We start from the raw sequence: 17,166 nt of genomic DNA, 5'->3' as shown, positions 1-17,166 counted from the left end.
AAAATATTATAAAAATATAAAAATATTTTCTAATGTAAAGTCTTCTTAACCAATTGGAATTATTTTTAGTTCTATATCAAATTTTAAAAAATCAATACCAGAACAATTTATAAAGCATAGAATATAACGTAAACTTTACGAAGTTTCCAATATATCTTTTATTGTTCTTTAAACCTGTAATAAATATTGTAATATTATATACGTTTCAGTTCTGTCATATTATATCCAGACTACTTTTAGGTACTGTTAATAAAGTTTCTGTATAAGAAAAAAGATTATAATTTTTATACACAACTTTTAATAAAAAATTATTAAATAAAATATCGTTATTTTCCAATACAAAATTTGGAAAAAATATCAGATAATAATTGATCTGAAGTATAACAACCAGTAATATTATTTAATTGATTTTGACAAAAAAGCATATCTTCTGCTAATAACTCAATATTACCATGTTGTTTCCAATTATCTTTACTCGTTTTCAAAAAATTTAAAACATTCAACAAAATATTAATATGACGCTGTCTAGCTAAAAAAATATTTTCATTATTACAAAAAAAATTATTAATTTTAAAAGTATTATATAAATGTTTTCGTAATTCTTTAATTCCTTTTCCAATTTTTGTTGATGTACATATATAATTTTTTGTTTTTAAATGTTCAGTATTAACATTAAAGTTTTGGAGATCTAATTTATTGAAGACAACAGTAACACTTACATCATTTGATAATGTTTTAATAAAATTAGTATAAGTGGTAATTTGATCATTATAATTAGAAGATCCATCAACAACATATAATATATGATCAGCTAAATTAATTTCTTTCCAAGCAAATTCTATTCCTATGCGTTCAATTACATGATTAGTTAAACGTAAACCAGCTGTATCTACTAAATTAAATAATAGACCATTAATACTAATACGTTCATAAATAACATCACGAGTAGTACCTGGTATATCAGTTACTATTGCACGATGAGTACATAATAAAGAATTTAGTAAACTTGATTTTCCTGAATTAGGATGACCACATATAACTATTTTTATTCCTTTACGTAATATTACTCCCTGAGTAGACATATTATAAATATTTTCAAGTAAATCAATAATTTTATCAATGTTACTTACAATATTTTGTTCATAACTTATATTTACTTCATCTTCAGAAAAATTAATCGATGTTTCTATAATAACTCGAAGGTTATTAATTTTTTTAATTAACTTATTAATATGAAAAGAAAATACACCTTGCAAAGACTTTACAGCAGCACGTACTGCTCGTTCAGAAGTAGCATTAATTAAATCAACTATTGATTCTGCTTGAACTAAATCTATTTTTTCATTTAAAAAAGCTCGTTCAGAAAATTCTCCTGGTTTTGCTAACCGAATATTAGGAATAGAAAGTATATTACAAATTAACAAATCCATTATAATGGGATTACCGTGTCCTTGTAATTCTAAAACATCTTCACCAGTAAAAGAACGTGGACTAGGAAACCACAATGCAATTCCATAATCTAATATTTGACCTGATATATCAAAAAATGGAAGGTAGCTAGCATATCTCGCTAAAGGTATTTTTCTTAATATCTTTACAGAAGCTTGAGATGCTAAAGATCCAGAAATTCTAATAATTCCAATATTACATTGAACCTCAGGTGTTACTTTAGATACAATGGTATCATTTTTAAAATTCATATTTTAAAATAATTCCTTAAAATATTTATAAATACAAACGTTATTCTATATTATTTAAATAAAAAATTGATCATTTCACTATTTTGAATCATTATTTATGTAAATTTACTAGTAATCCTTCAAATAATTTAAAATATATTTTTGTTGAATGATAGTAACTAAATTACTAGTAATATAGTATATTACTAGTCCAGAAGGAAACCATAAAAAAAATATTGTAAATACCATTGGTACAATATGCATAACTTTTCTTTGAATAGGATCTGATATATTATTAGGTGTAATAATTTGAATTAAAAACATCGTTAGACCCATTAAGAATGGTAACACATAATATGGATCTTGATCTGATAAATCTTTAATCCAAAAAACAAACGGTGCATGTCGTAATTCTACTGAACTAATTAGCATATAATATAATGCTAAAAAAATAGGCATTTGTATTAACAAAGGAAAGCAGCCACCTAAAGGATTAACTTTTTCAAAGTTATATAATTCCAATATTTTCTCACTCATTTTTTGTTTATTATTTTCATAATTTTTCTTTATTTGATCAATTTTAGGTTGTATTTTTTTTATTTTAGTCATAGTTGTGTATTGGGATTTAGTTAAAGGATACATTATTCCTCTTATAATAAAAGTAATCAAAATAATAGATACACCCCAATTACCAACAATATTATATAAAAACTTTAATAATTTAAATAAAGGTTGAGAAAGAAACCATAAATATCCATAATCTACAGTTAAATCAAGGTTAGGAGCTGATTGAGCCATTTCTTCTTGAATTTCTGGTCCTATCCATAATTTTGAACTATATGTAATTTGACTATTCGGTTTAATATTTATTGTATGAGAATAAAATCCAACTTCAATCACATCACTACCAACTTTGGTAGTATAAAAAGTATTCAATGAAATATTATCTGGAATCCAAGCTGTAACAAAATATTGTTGTAACATTGCTATCCATCCATTATGAGTAACAACATTTAAATGATTTTGTTTAAAAATAGAGTCAAATGGATATTTTTCATATTTTACACTATCAGTAGAATATGCTGCGCCTCGAAAAGTCTGCAAGGAAAAATTATTATTACTCGTATCTTTTTTATCAGGAATAGTAATACTTTGTTGTAATCCTCCAAAAAAAGATATTTCTATATTTTTTTTGGTTTTATTATATATTTTATATTTAACATCTATGTCATATGAATTAGATTTAAAAATAAATGTTTTAATGTACGTTGTTCCCTCGCGTGAAGTCCACAGTAACGGTATATGTATTTCTTTCTGATTTTTTTTTAATTTAAAGTGTTTTTTTTGAGTAATATAAATTGGTTTTTTTTTAACATTCCAATCATCTAAAGAATTTTTTCTAATGAATCCACTTTTTGTTTTGTATATAAAATTTCTTGTGTTATCTAGTAAAATTAATGGTTTAGAAGAATTTAATTTATCTTTAAAACGCAACAGTTGGGCTTGCTCTATATCTCCACCTTCTAAATTAATTTTTACACGTAAAACATTTGTAGTAACCGAAATACTATTTTTATTGTAATTATTAACTGAATCAACATTATGACTTTGATATAATGGTACATGAATATGAGAATCAGTATTAAAATTCCATGTTGCTAAAACTAGAAACAACACAAAAAAAAATACAAAAATGAAAAAACTACGTTGTAAATCCATATTCAATTTTCTCTTTTACTTCTAGCTGTTTTTGGTATTTCATCGCAACCACCAGGATGTAAAGGATGACATTTTAATATTCTTTTTATTATTAAATAACATCCTTTTATTAAATTAAAGTTATATAATGCAGACAAAGCATAATTTGAACAAGTTGGTTTAAATCGACAATTTGATATGAATAAAATACTAATAAACCGTTGATAAAATAAAATTATTAAAATAAAAAATCTGGAAATTATTGATGATAATAAACCCATAAATTTTCCAATTTTTGTGCCAATAATTTACGATTTGTAATTGCAGAACTAGCATTGGCAATTACTATAAAATCTGAATTAATTAATTTATATTGATTTAATCTAAAACTTTCTCGAATTATTCGCTTAATTTGATTTCTTTTACACGAATATTTAATGTTTTTTTTTGATAAAATCATTCCTAAACGAGGAAAATTGAGTGTATTATTACGTTTTAATATTGTTAATTCTTTACATGTAATTTTACAAGCATGATTAAAGACATATTGAAAATGTAAAGTAGTTAACAATTTCATTTTTTTTTTAAACAAAAATTTATCATGAATATATTATTTGATAGAGGAAACAGTAAGACGAATTCTACATTTGGAACGTCGACGTGATAAAATATGACGACCATTTTTTGTACTCATTCGCATTCTAAAACCATGAGATTTATTTCTTTTCAGTACAGAAGGCTGGAAAGTTCGTTTCATTTTTTCGATGTCCTAATCTAACGAATGTTAATATTTAATAAAAAATATATAGCTTAATTATACAAAATAATTGTTTATTTAAAAAAATAAAAATACTGTATTGCTAGAATATTCATATAATAATATTATAAATAAAAAATTTATGTTCATCCAGTACTATCAACAATAAATATTACTTAAAAATATAAAATATTTTAGTAATAACAATTTTTAAATGTATTCAGAATTTAATATTCCAAATTTTTAATTATATGTGTTTCATATTTATGAAAAATTAAATATATTTTATATACGTTTATATATACTTTGAAATTTAGAATTTTTAAAAAATTGTTTTAGTTTACTATTTCATAACATATTTATTATATTATTCTTACAATTAGAATAATGAATTATTAATTACTAAATATCTCAAATAAAAAATGTACTTCATTTATATAACTAATATTTATATATATCACTTTTAGTTTATTTCTAGATTAAAATATATGAAACTGATATTATTTTAATAAACAATTAACTATATTTTTAAATATAAAAAATTTATTTAATTTCATAAATAGCATTTATTTTGTAAATTAAAATACTATAATTTTACAAAATGATGCATTCATAATATAATTTCAATAAATTAATGAAATTTACAATTAAAAAGAAAGATCTTTTGTGTTCTTTACAAAAAATAAATAATTTAATTACAAAAAACACTTTACATCCTATACTTGAAAATATTTTAATAGAAGTAAAAAATAATACTTTATTTCTAACTTCCACTAACTTAGAACTAGAAATTCAGGTTCAAACATCTAAAATTTTTTCTTGTATACCAGGAAGTATAACTGTATCAGGAAAAAAAATATTTTCCGTATGTAGAAAATTACCTGATAATTCTGATATAACTGTATTATTAAAAATTGATAAAATAAAAGTTCTTTCACAAAACAGCTACTATTCATTAGCAACATTACCCACTATTGATTTCCCTAATTTCCAAACAATAAAATATCAAATTAATTTTTCTATTTTACAAAATACATTCAAAAATATAATTTTTGCTACTCAATTTTCTATGGCTGTTCAGGATTTTCGACATTTTCTTAACGGATTATTTTTAGAAATAAAAAATCAACATTTATATGCAATAGCAACCGATGGCTATCGTATGGCAATATGCAAAACACCATTAAAACATTTATTTAAGTATTATTCTGTTATATTACCAAGAAAAGGTGTCATTGAATTATTTCGGTTATTAAATAATACATCAACACCTATTTCCATTAGTATGAATAACAATTATTTTCAAATACATATTGATGATATTATTTTTACAAGTAAAGTAATTGAAGCAAAATTTCCACAATACTCATCTATTATATTACAGCATTCTAATAAAAAAATTATTGTTAATACACTATTATTTAAACAAGCGTTATCTCGAATAATAGTTCTCTCTAATGAAATGTTTCGAGGAGTTTTAATAAAAAATAACAAAAATCAACTAAAAATTACTACCAGTAATCAATATGATGAAAAAGCATATGAATTACTAGAAATACTTTATATCAACACTAATATAGAAATATCTATTAATGCGCGTTACATGTTAGATGTTTTAAATGTAATTGAAAGTAATGAAGTATGTTTATTGATCAATGACGTTAATTTTAGTATACAAATTCAACAAAAAAATTATATAGACAATCATAGTTACAAATCTGTATATATTTTAATGCCATTAAGAATGTAAAAGTATAAACATTTTTGAAAAATGTATTGGGAATAATAATGTCAAATTCTTATAGTTCATTAAATATTAAAATTCTGAAAGGTTTAGATGCTGTTAGAAAACGTCCAGGAATGTATATAGGAAACATAGACGATGGAACTGGTTTACATCATATGGTTTTTGAGGTAGTAGATAATTCTATAGATGAAGCATTAGCTGGATTTTGCAAAAAAATAATTGTTACTATACATACTGATAATTCCGTATCTATTCAAGATGACGGTAGAGGAATACCTACTGACATTCATAAAGAAGAAGGAGTTTCTGCAGCAGAAGTTATTATGACAGTACTTCATGCTGGAGGGAAATTTGATAATACTTCTTATAAAATTTCAGGAGGATTGCATGGAGTAGGTATTTCAGTAGTAAATGCATTGTCAGAAAAACTAGAATTAAACATTTATAGAGATAAAAAAATCTATCAACAAATATATCATAATGGAAATCCTCAAAATCCATTATCTATTATAGGACATACTAAACTAAAAGGTACAAAAATAAGATTTTGGCCAGATTTAACTATTTTTACAAATATTATTAAATTTAACGTTGATATTTTATCTAAAAGATTACGAGAACTTTCATTCTTAAATTCTCATATTTCAATACATTTATATGATATTTCTAAAAATGTTCATGAAAACTACTGTCATCAAGGAGGATTAAAAGAATTCGTTTATTTTTTAAGCAAACAAAAAAAAGTTATTCACTCTAAAACATTTTATTTTTCTTCTGAAAAAGATAATATTGAAGTAGAAATTGCTATGAAATGGCATGATGGATTTCAAGAAAATATATATTGTTTTACTAATAATATTCCTCAACAAGATGGTGGTACGCATTTAGCTGGTTTTCGATCAGCATTAACTCGTACAATAAACAATTATATAGACAAAGAAGGATATACCAAGAAAAATAAAATTAATATCACAGGAGAAGATTCAAGAGAAGGATTAATGGCCGTTATATCAATTAAAATTAGTGATCCTAAATTTTCTTCTCAAACTAAAAATAAGTTGGTTTCGTCAGAAGTAAAATCAGTAGTAGAATCTTTAGTAAATGAACATTTAATAGAATTTCTTTTAGAAAATCCTCATGATGCCAAAAGTATTATTACAAAAATTTTAGAAGCTTCTCGAATAAGAAATGCAGCACGTCGAGCAAGAGAAATTACTAGAAAAAAAGGATTTTCAGACTTATCAACACTACCTGGAAAGCTAGCTGATTGTCAAGAAAAAGATCCTAATTTATCAGAAATTTACTTAGTAGAAGGAGATTCTGCAGGAGGATCTGCCAAACAAGCTAGAAATCGAAAAAATCAAGCAATTCTCCCTCTTAAAGGAAAAATTCTTAACGTAGAAAAAGCAAAATTTGAAAAGATGTTATCTTCGCAAGAAGTAACATCATTAATTACAGCATTAGGATGTGGAATAGGAGAAAATGAATATAATCCCAATAAATTAAGATATCATCGTATAATTATTATGACAGATGCAGATGTTGATGGATCTCATATTAGAACTTTATTATTAACGTTTTTTTATCGTTATATGCCTGAAATAATTAAACGTGGACATTTATATATTGCTCAACCTCCATTGTATAAGGTAACGAAAAATAAAAAAGAAAGATATATTAAAGATGATGTAGAAATGGAAAAATATAAAATACAATTAATTTTAGAAAGTACAATTTTAAAATCTACTTGTAACGTAAATATTGTAACTAATTCTTCTAAAGAATTAAGAAAATTAATATTACAGTATAAAACTATTCAAATAATATTTGATCAAATAAAACATAATTTTTCATCAATAATTCTTAATGAATTACTCTATCATTCCAGATTAGATCCATTAAATAACAAAAATAATATAACATATTGGGCAAAAAACTTTACAGATAGTTTAAGTGCTAAATCAAATAATACTTCTAATTATTCTTTTAATATCATATATGACTCAATTAATAGTGCATTTGAATTATATATTTTAAAAAAAGAAAAAAGAAAAGAAAAACAATATCATTTTCAATATGAATTTTGGAACAGTTATGAATATCAAAAAATTTGTCTTTTAGGAAATAAGTTACAAAATCTAAAGAAAAATAATATATTTATAGAACAAAATGGTAAATATTATTCTATTAGTAATTTTGAAAGAACTCTGCAAATTTTAACTAAAAATTCTCTAAAAAATGTATATATTCAAAGATATAAAGGACTAGGAGAAATGAATCCAGAACAATTATGGAAAACAACAATGAATCCTGATACAAGGCGCATGCTTAATATTACTATTCATAATTTTGAGAGTACTAATAAATTGTTTAATACTCTTATGGGAGATGCTGTCGAACCAAGAAAGTTATTTATCGAATTATATGCATTAAAAGCAAAAAATATTGATACATAAGATTGATTTAAAATATTATAATAGATTTTACATTTACAACTCTAATTTTTTCATTAATCTAGAAAGCGACAGGAACAACTATATGAATTCCATTCTCTGCCGCAAAATTATATTGGCTCTCTTTTATAAAAAATTAGTTGTGTATTTAAATTAAATTTTTAGAACATTATTAGAATTTATTTTGCTTAACTCATAAGATAATGTTTGCAATAACTTTTTTTTATGTTTAATAAAACTGTTTTTTATTTTTTGTTTTATGATATATTCTATTTTAATAATAGATTTTCGATCTAATTTTAATATTTTATAAATAATATCGGTTAAAATATTTATTGTTTCAGGTTGTATCTCTATAATACCTCCTGATAAATAAATATAATTCATTTTATTATTTTGATCTAATACATATAAAATACCCGATTTAATAAATGATAGTAATTGTAAATGCCCCGGATATATACCCAAGTTTCCTGTACTTCCTAAAACTTGAATTTTTTTTATTGATGAAAAATAAATAAATTCTTCGGGACTTGTTATATTTAAATGACACATCATAATTTACATCCAATTTATAATTTTTTTGATTTTTCTATAACTTCGTCTATGGTACCTACCATATAAAACGCTTGTTCTGGATAATCATCTAAATTACCACTAAGAATTTTTTTAAAACCACGAATTGTATCTTTTAAAGTAACGTATTTTCCTAAAAAACCAGTAAAAATTTCTGCTACAAAAAAAGGTTGAGACAAAAATTTTTGAATTTTTCTAGCTCGCGACACTAGTAATTTGTCTTCCTCAGACAATTCATCCATACCTAATATAGTAATAATATCTTTAAGTTCTCGATATTTTTGTAAGATAGATTGTACGCCTGTTGCAACATCATAGTGTTCTTGTCCTACAATTTGAGGATCTAATTGACGACTTGTAGAATTTAAAGGGTCAATAGAAGGATATATTCCCAATGACGCTATTTGACGACTAAGTGTTATAGTTGAATCTAAATGTACAAATGTAGTAGCTGGGGAAGGATCTGTTAAATCGTCAGCAGGAACATACACAGCTTGTATAGAAGTAATTGATCCTAATTTAGTTGAAGTTATTCTTTCTTGAAGTAAACCCATTTCTTCAGATAATGTAGGTTGATATCCTACAGCAGAAGGAATTCGTCCTAGTAATGCTGATACTTCTGTTCCAGCTAAAGTATAACGATATATATTATCTATAAATAATAAAACATCTTTTCCTTCATCTCGAAATTTTTCAGCTATAGTTAATCCTGTAAAAGCTACTCGTAATCTATTTCCAGGAGGTTCGTTCATTTGACCATAAACTAGAGATACTTTATCTAATACTTTTGAATCTTTCATTTCGCGATAAAAATCACTACCTTCTCGTATTCGTTCACCTACACCAGTAAAAACTGAGTAGCCTGTATGTTTTATAGCGATGTTTCTAATTAATTCCATCATATTTACTGTTTTACCTACTCCTGCACCTCCAAATAAACCAACTTTTCCCCCTTTGGAAAAAGGACAAATTAAATCAATTACTTTAATACCTGTTTCTAATATTTCATAAGAATTTAATTGTTCTTCATATCCAGGTGCTGCTCGGTGGATTTCCCAATATTCTGTTTTACTTTCATCCTTATTTTTTAGTACACCTTTCATATCTATAGGTTGTCCTAAAACATTTATAATTCGACCTAACGTTGATGTACCTACAGGCGTTTTAATACCATGTTTTAAATCTATAACTGACAATCCTCTTTTTAATCCATCAGAAGATCCCATAGCAATCGTTCTAACTATTCCTGATCCTAATTGTTGTTGTACTTCTAAAATTAAATCTATATTTTGATTTTTAACAGATAATGCATTATAAATTTTTGGTACTGCATTATAAGGAAATTCAACATCAATAACAGCACCAATAATTTGTACTATATTTCCAGTAGTCATTTTAAATATACTCTTAATTAGTTTAATGGAACTGCAGCAGCACCTGAAACAATTTCAGTTAGTTCTTGTGTAATACTATCTTGACGCGCTTTATTATAAATAATTTGTAATTCTTTAATTAAATTCTTACTATTATCTGTAGCTTGTTTCATAGCTATCATGCGAGCAACTTGCTCACATGCATAATTTTCTAAAATAGCTTGATATATTTGAAATTCTATATAATTCTTGAGTAATACATTTAATAAACTTTGCGAATTAGATTCATAAATATAATCCCAATTTTTATTATCTTGCATATTTAAATTATTTTTTAATAATGGTAATAATTTTATAATTTGAGGTGTTTGAATAAAAGTATTTTTAAACTGATTATAAGATAAAAATAATCCATCAAGCTTACTTTCATGATATTTTTTTAAAAGATCATCAATGACATTTAAACAATTTAAAAATGTATAATCATATTTTAAATTACTTTTGTGGTAAATAATATTTTTAGAAAAAGATTGAAAAGATAATAATCCTTTTAACCCAAGAATAAATAAGTAACTTATAATATTTTTATCTTTATACGATAAAATGAATTTTGTAATTTTTTTAAAAAGTATTGTGTTTAAACTACCACATAAACCTCGATCTGTTGAAATAACAATAATACCTATTTTTTTTACTTCTTTATTTTCTAAATATATGTGTTGATAATTAGCATTATTACCTATCATGTTATTTATAATTATTTGAATAGTATTTAAGTATGGACGTCCAAAATTCATACGATTTTCGGCTTTTTTCATCTTTGAAATAGATACCATTTCCATCGCCTTTGTAATTTTTTTTGTATTCTTTATGCAACTAATTTTATTTCGAATTTCTTTAATATCAGACATACAGTTCTCATATAATTTTAGTGTTTTATAAAAACTACCAATATTGATTTGATTTAAATATATTAATTATATTAATAAGTTTATCATTAATATTTTTGTTAAAATCGCCATGTTTATTAATAGATTTCATAAATTCAGGAAATTTCTCATGAGCAAAAGAAATCAACGCTTCTTCAAAATTTTTTATTTTTTCTATAGGAATATCATTTATAAAACCTTGATTAGCTGAAAATAAAATAAGTGATTGTTCTGCAATAGACATAGGCTGATACTGTTTTTGTTTGAGAAGTTCAATTAATTTTTTTCCATAAATTAATTGATTTCGAGTTGTTTCATCTAAATCAGATGAAAATTGTGAGAAAGAAGCTAATTCTTGATACTGAGCTAAACTTGTACGAACTCCAGAAGAAACTTTCTGGATAATTTTATGTTGAGCAGCGCTACCGACCCGAGATACTGAGATTCCAGGATTAATAGCTGGACGAATACCAGAATTAAACAAATTTGATTCCAGAAATATTTGTCCATCAGTAATAGAAATAACATTAGTGGGTATAAATGAAGAAACATCTCCTCCTTTAGTTTCAATAATAGGTAAAGCTGTTAGTGAACCTGTTCTATTTATTTTCTTTTGTTGCATTTTTCGATTAAGATAATCACTATTTACTCTGCATGCTCTTTCTAATAATCGTGAATGAAGATAAAAAATATCGCCAGGAAATGCTTCTCTTCCTGGAGGACGCCTTAATAACAAAGAAATTTGTCTATATGCTACTGCATGTTTTGATAAATCATCATAAACAATTAAAGCATCTTCTCCACAATCTCTAAAATATTCTCCCATAGCACATCCAGAATATGGTACTAAATATTGTAAAGCAGCTACTTCAGAAGCAGATGCAACAATAACAATTGTATGATTTAATGCGTTATTATCTTCTAATTTTTTTACTATATGAGAAACTGTAGAAAATTTTTGCCCAATAACAACATAAATACATTTTACATTAAATGATTTTTGATTAATAATAGTATCAATAGCTAATGCTGTTTTTCCGGTTTGACGATCTCCTATAATTAATTCTCTTTGTCCACGTCCTATCGGAATCATTGAATCAATAGATTTATATCCTGTTTGTAGTGGTTGATTTATTTTTTCTCTATCAATGACACTAGGAGCGCAAGATTCTATAGGAAAAAAGTTTTTTTCTTGAATGGGCCCTTTTCCATCAATAGGTAATCCTAGAGTATTTATTACTCGTCCTAAAAAATTAGGACCTACTGGAACTTCAAATACTCGACCAGTACATTGAACTATAGTACCTTCAGAGATACATTGATATTCACCCATTATTATTGCACTTACAGAATCTCTTTCTAAATTTAATGCTATAGCATATCTATCATTGGGTAATAAAATCATTTCTCCTTGCATTACATTAGATAAACCATAAATCCGTATAATTCCATCACTTACTGAAGTAATTATTCCTTCATTATAAGTATTGCTAGTAATATCAAATTCAGCAATTCTTTTTTTTATTAATTCACTTATTTCATTAGAGTTTAATTGCATTTGTATTCTCTTAATGTTGTAAAAAATGTAATAAATTTTTTAATTGATGTCGAACAGATAAATTAATAACTGTGTCATCAAATTTGATAATAAATCCATTAATTAAATCTGAGTTGATTTTACATTTTATATGAATGTTTTTGGATAAACGTTCTTCTAATATTTTTTGAATGTAATTTAATTGATTTGCATCTAGGGTATAAGCTGATATTATCGTCACATGTGTAATATTTTCATGAATATTACGTAAAAAAATGAATTCTAAATATATACTTTCTAGTAATATTAAACGTCTTTTTTCTACTAAAATTTTAATAAAATTTTTTCCATATTTATCTATTTTTTTTCCACAAACAGCAATGAAAAAACCAGATAATTGCTGAAAGAAAGACATACTTGAAATTATTTTTTTTATATTAATATTTTTAGATATGTAAACCATGTGGTGTAACATATTCTGCCAAGAATCTAATGTATTATGATAGATGGCAAATTCATGAATTGCTCGAGCATATGGATGTGCTACGCTTTTGAATTTTATCATGAATATTTATATCCTTTATAATTTTTGAATTAGACTGTTAACAATATTTTTTGTACTTTCATCGTCGATTTTGTTCCTTATGATTTTTTCAGCAATATTAATAGAAATCTGACTAATTTCTTGAATTAATTGATGATGTAATTTTTGATATATAACTTTTATTTCACATTGTGTTTTTTCTAAAATTTTTTTTCTTTCTTCTTGTGCTTCTATGTTAGCTTGTTTTAAAATAAAAATTTTTTTTGCTTTTACTTGTTTTATCATATCGTGGGTTTGGTTTTTAATAATATCAACTTCATTATTAATTTTTTTTCGATAAGAATCTAGTTCTTTTTTGCTATTTTTGACATGTGATAAAGAATCTGCTATTTCTTTTTGTCTATTGTTTATAGCGTGTATAATAGGAGGCCATATATATTTCATACAAAAAAGAACAAACAAAAAAAATGCAATAGCTTGACCTAAAATAGTAGCATTAAGGTTCATAATATTTTACCTCTAAAAAATAAATTTCTTTACGTTACTTAAATAGATAACGTAAAGATTATATAAAAAAATAAAATAGATAAATGCACGTATTTAAAAATATTATATAATTGCAAATAACATATATAAACCTAATCCTACAGCAATCATAGGAATAGCATCAATTAATCCCATAATAACAAAAAATTGTGTACGTAATAAAGGTATTAGATCTGGTTGTCTTGCTGTTCCTTCTAAAAATTTACTACCAAGTATTCCAATTCCAATTGCTGCTCCTATTGCAGCTAATCCTATCATGATAGCAACCGACATATAAAGCATATCTGTATTTATACTTTGCATATGAGTGTCCTTTATAAATTTTTTAAATTATTGATTAGTGGTTTTTAGAAGCCATAGATAAATATACTATTGTTAATGTCATAAAAATAAAAGACTGAAGAAAAATGATTAAAATATGAAAAATGGCCCAAGGGAGACTAAGTAACCATTGCGTCCACCATGGAAGTAGTCCAGAAATCAAAATAAAAATCATTTCACCAGCATACATATTTCCAAATAAACGTAAACTTAAAGAGATAGGTTTAGAAAGTAAACTTATAGTTTCTAATAAAATATTAAAAATAAAAAATATTGGGTGCTGAAATGGTTGTATTACTAAATCTTGTAGAAAATTTTTTATACCTTTAACTTTTATTCCATAATAAATAGTTAAAATAAAAATAACTAATGCCATTGAAACAGTAATATTAATATCAGCTGTTGGAACAATTCTAATAGTTGAAAATCCAAAAAGAAATCCACAAATTAAAGGTATAAAATCAATTGGTAAAAGATCCATTAAATTCATTAAAAAGATCCAAGAAAAAATAGTTAATGATAGAGGAGCAATTAATGAATTAGTATTCTTACAAACATCGTTTACGCTTTTATTTACAAAATCAATAGTCAATTCAATTGCTGCCTGTAGTTTGTTGGGTATACCACTTGTACATTGTTGTGCAATTTTAAAAAAAGAAATTAAAAATATTAATCCTAAAACGATAGAAAAAAACATTGAATCAATATTAATAGTCCAAAAATTAGTAAAATTTTCATTTACATTTGAAATTTTAAAAGTATGTAAGTTTAGCTGCAAGTGATGTAAGTGATGATTAATATATTGCGATAAACTAAACTCTTTTTCTAAGATCATTTTAGATATTACCTTTTGGAATTATTTGAACGCTAAAAAAATTTTATAAATATAAATAGTATTTAAAAACGTAATATAAATAATTATAACTTAAAAAAATAATATTGAGTTAATAAAAAATAAAATCACTGATATAATTTAGTTAAAATTTCACAATATTTATTTTTTATGTTAATTAAAATAAGATATTTCTTTAAAATAATATGAATTTATAACATTAAATATAACTAAATTTTGAATTATTTTCCAGGTAGTTATAATAGAACTATTATTTTAATAAAAAATTCTTATAACGAATATTTATTATATTTTTTTAAATAAATTAGCAAAATAGAAATGGCTGCTGGAGTAATACCGGAAATTCTAGAAGCTTGACCAATAGAATAAGGTTTATAATAATTTAATTTTTCAATTACTTCATTGGATAAGCCTTTTATTTCATGATAATTCTTTATTTTAGTAAGTATAATGTTTTCTTTATGCAAATATCGAGAAATTTCTTGTTTTTGACGAAAAATATAACCTTCATATTTTTCTTGAATCTCTATTTGTTGAGTAGCTTCTATATCTTGTATGCCTGGACCAAAAATTTTTAATGACATCAAATTATTATATGTAATTTCTGGTCGTTTTAGTAGTTCTTTTGCGTTAGATTTTGAGTTTAATTTTGTTTTTAGTAATTTGTTTAGTGGATTAATATCATCTAAAACAGGATTAATTGTTAAGTTTTCTAAACGAGTTGATTCATCTTTAATATTTTTTAATTTTTGATTATAACGTATCCATCTTTCTTTATTTATTAAACCTAATTTCTTTCCTATTGCAGTTAAACGTAAATCTGCATTATCTTCTCGGAGAGTTAATCGATACTCTGCTCTAGCAGTAAACATGCGATAAGGTTCTTTGGTTCCTTTAGTACATAAATCATCTATTAGAACTCCGAGATAAGCTTCATTGCGCTTAGGAAACCATCCATTTCGATGTGATGAATATAACGCTGCATTTAATCCAGCTAGTAATCCTTGAGCGGCTGCTTCTTCATAACCTGTAGTTCCGTTGATTTGTCCTGCTAGAAATAAACCGGAAATAAATTTACTTTCTAAAGTTAATTTTAGATGTCTAGGATCAAGATAATCATATTCAATAGCATATCCAGGCTGGACAATTTTAGCATTTTCTAATCCTGTAATAGATTTCACAATTTTTTCTTGAATATTTTCTGGAAAACTAGTCGAAATACCATTAGGATATATTTCAATTCCAGATAAACTTCCTGGTTCTAAAAAAATTTGATGAGTTGATTTTTCAGAAAAACGAACAACTTTATCTTCAATAGAAGGACAGTAACGTGGACCTTTTCCTGTTATAATTCCTGAATATGTTGCGCTAAGATGAAGATTTTCCTTTACAATTGCATGAGTAATTTCATTAGTATACGTAATGTGACATGGAACTTGTTTAGGATGTTCTGATATTGATCCTAAAAAAGAAAATACTGGTAAAGGATTGTCACTATATTGAGATTTTAATTTTTTAAAGTTAATTGTTCTACGATCTATTCTTGGTGGTGTTCCTGTTTTTAATCTTGATATATTTATTGGTAAATCACGTAATCTTAATGCTAAATCTATAGAAGCATTATTTCCTATCCTTCCTCCATTAAAACTATTTAAACCGATATGAATTTTTCCTCCTAAAAAAGTTCCGGTAGTTAAAATAACTGATCGAGAAAAAATTTTTGTATTATCATACATTATGACGCCTTTGGAACAATAATGTTTAATAATAATATCCTTTACTTCTCCTTCTAATATTGATAACCTTTTTTGAGATTGAAGAAAGTTTTTAATAGTTTTATTATAGATTTTTCTATCTGCTTGAGCTCTAGTTGAACGAACAGCAGGGCCTTTTCTAGAATTTAGAATTCTAAATTGAATACCTGATTGATCAATAGCTTTTGCCATAATACCACCTAAAGCATCAATTTCTTTTACTAATTGACCTTTTCCAATTCCACCAATAGCTGGATTACAAGATAAAGTTCCAATGGTATTTATTGCTTGAGTAATTAACAATGTAGAATATCCCATTCTGGCAGCTGCTGATGCTGCTTCAGTTCCTGAATGTCCACCACCTACTACTATAACATCGAATTTTGTTTTTAATAACAT

At 24.9% G+C, this 17,166-nt stretch carries 16 protein-coding genes; 2 read left to right on the top strand and 14 right to left on the bottom strand.

Features of this window, described 5'->3' with window-relative positions:
• Positions 1-326 precede the first annotated feature (326 nt).
• The 5 genes from mnmE to rpmH all read right to left on the bottom strand — a co-directional run bounded on the left by mnmE (position 327) and on the right by rpmH (position 4,134).
• Positions 327-1,700 carry a tRNA uridine-5-carboxymethylaminomethyl(34) synthesis GTPase MnmE gene (gene mnmE, locus U0T59_00080; GenBank protein XBC43343.1) on the bottom strand — a complete coding sequence of 458 codons (1,374 nt, stop codon included), beginning with the start codon at positions 1,698-1,700 and terminating at the stop codon, positions 327-329.
• A gap of 108 nt (positions 1,701-1,808) precedes the next feature.
• Positions 1,809-3,398 carry a membrane protein insertase YidC gene (gene yidC / locus U0T59_00075; GenBank protein XBC43342.1) on the bottom strand — a complete coding sequence of 530 codons (1,590 nt, stop codon included), beginning with the start codon at positions 3,396-3,398 and terminating at the stop codon, positions 1,809-1,811.
• 2 nt (positions 3,399-3,400) lie between these two features.
• Complete coding sequence (gene yidD / locus U0T59_00070) at positions 3,401-3,658, bottom strand: membrane protein insertion efficiency factor YidD (protein ID XBC43341.1); 258 nt, start codon at positions 3,656-3,658, stop codon at positions 3,401-3,403.
• Complete coding sequence (rnpA, locus tag U0T59_00065) at positions 3,637-3,969, bottom strand: ribonuclease P protein component (GenBank protein XBC43340.1); 333 nt, start codon at positions 3,967-3,969, stop codon at positions 3,637-3,639. Before rnpA ends, yidD begins: the two co-directional genes overlap by 22 nt.
• Positions 3,970-3,987: 18 nt before the next feature.
• Positions 3,988-4,134, bottom strand: coding sequence for a 50S ribosomal protein L34 (gene rpmH, locus U0T59_00060; protein ID XBC43339.1), 147 nt, complete (start codon positions 4,132-4,134; stop codon positions 3,988-3,990).
• A gap of 634 nt (positions 4,135-4,768) precedes the next feature.
• On the opposite strand from rpmH, the gene dnaN reads away from it, so the two are divergent.
• Both dnaN and gyrB read left to right on the top strand, forming a co-directional pair.
• A complete protein-coding gene (gene dnaN, locus U0T59_00055) occupies positions 4,769-5,884 on the top strand; it encodes a DNA polymerase III subunit beta (protein XBC43338.1) in 1,116 nt (371 codons plus the stop codon).
• Positions 5,885-5,922: 38 nt separating this feature from the next.
• The gene (gene gyrB, locus U0T59_00050; GenBank protein ID XBC43337.1) at positions 5,923-8,337 is read left to right on the top strand and encodes a DNA topoisomerase (ATP-hydrolyzing) subunit B; all 2,415 of its coding nucleotides are present in this window, start codon (positions 5,923-5,925) and stop codon (positions 8,335-8,337) included.
• Between the two features lie 150 nt (positions 8,338-8,487).
• Here gyrB and atpC read toward each other — a convergent pair whose 3' ends face one another.
• The 9 genes from atpC to mnmG all read right to left on the bottom strand — a co-directional run bounded on the left by atpC (position 8,488) and on the right by mnmG (position 17,166).
• On the bottom strand, positions 8,488-8,892 hold the full coding sequence (atpC, locus tag U0T59_00045; protein XBC43336.1) for an ATP synthase F1 subunit epsilon: 405 nt from the start codon (positions 8,890-8,892) through the stop codon (positions 8,488-8,490).
• A gap of 14 nt (positions 8,893-8,906) precedes the next feature.
• Positions 8,907-10,304: a F0F1 ATP synthase subunit beta gene (gene atpD, locus U0T59_00040; protein ID XBC43335.1), complete on the bottom strand. Its 1,398-nt coding sequence runs from the start codon at positions 10,302-10,304 to the stop codon at positions 8,907-8,909.
• Positions 10,305-10,321: 17 nt separating this feature from the next.
• Positions 10,322-11,194 carry an ATP synthase F1 subunit gamma gene (gene atpG, locus U0T59_00035; GenBank protein XBC43334.1) on the bottom strand — a complete coding sequence of 291 codons (873 nt, stop codon included), beginning with the start codon at positions 11,192-11,194 and terminating at the stop codon, positions 10,322-10,324.
• 34 nt (positions 11,195-11,228) lie between these two features.
• Positions 11,229-12,770, bottom strand: coding sequence for a F0F1 ATP synthase subunit alpha (gene atpA, locus U0T59_00030; GenBank protein XBC43333.1), 1,542 nt, complete (start codon positions 12,768-12,770; stop codon positions 11,229-11,231).
• A 10-nt stretch (positions 12,771-12,780) separates the two neighbouring features.
• Positions 12,781-13,314, bottom strand: a complete 534-nt coding sequence (locus tag U0T59_00025) for a F0F1 ATP synthase subunit delta (GenBank protein XBC43332.1) — start codon at positions 13,312-13,314, stop codon at positions 12,781-12,783.
• 15 nt (positions 13,315-13,329) lie between these two features.
• Positions 13,330-13,800: a F0F1 ATP synthase subunit B gene (locus U0T59_00020; protein ID XBC43331.1), complete on the bottom strand. Its 471-nt coding sequence runs from the start codon at positions 13,798-13,800 to the stop codon at positions 13,330-13,332.
• 102 nt (positions 13,801-13,902) lie between these two features.
• The gene (atpE, locus tag U0T59_00015) at positions 13,903-14,142 is read right to left on the bottom strand and encodes a F0F1 ATP synthase subunit C (GenBank protein XBC43330.1); all 240 of its coding nucleotides are present in this window, start codon (positions 14,140-14,142) and stop codon (positions 13,903-13,905) included.
• A gap of 34 nt (positions 14,143-14,176) precedes the next feature.
• On the bottom strand, positions 14,177-14,995 hold the full coding sequence (gene atpB, locus U0T59_00010; protein ID XBC43329.1) for a F0F1 ATP synthase subunit A: 819 nt from the start codon (positions 14,993-14,995) through the stop codon (positions 14,177-14,179).
• Between the two features lie 287 nt (positions 14,996-15,282).
• Positions 15,283-17,166, bottom strand: coding sequence for a tRNA uridine-5-carboxymethylaminomethyl(34) synthesis enzyme MnmG (gene mnmG, locus U0T59_00005; protein ID XBC43328.1), 1,884 nt, complete (start codon positions 17,164-17,166; stop codon positions 15,283-15,285).

Origin of the sequence: Buchnera aphidicola (Meitanaphis flavogallis), from assembly GCA_039830035.1 — a bacterium.
Classification (GTDB): Bacteria; Pseudomonadota; Gammaproteobacteria; order Enterobacterales; family Enterobacteriaceae; genus Buchnera_B; species Buchnera_B aphidicola_AZ.
The sequence above is the reverse complement of the archived record's forward strand: the minus strand, read 5'-3'. Positions and strand labels throughout refer to the sequence as shown.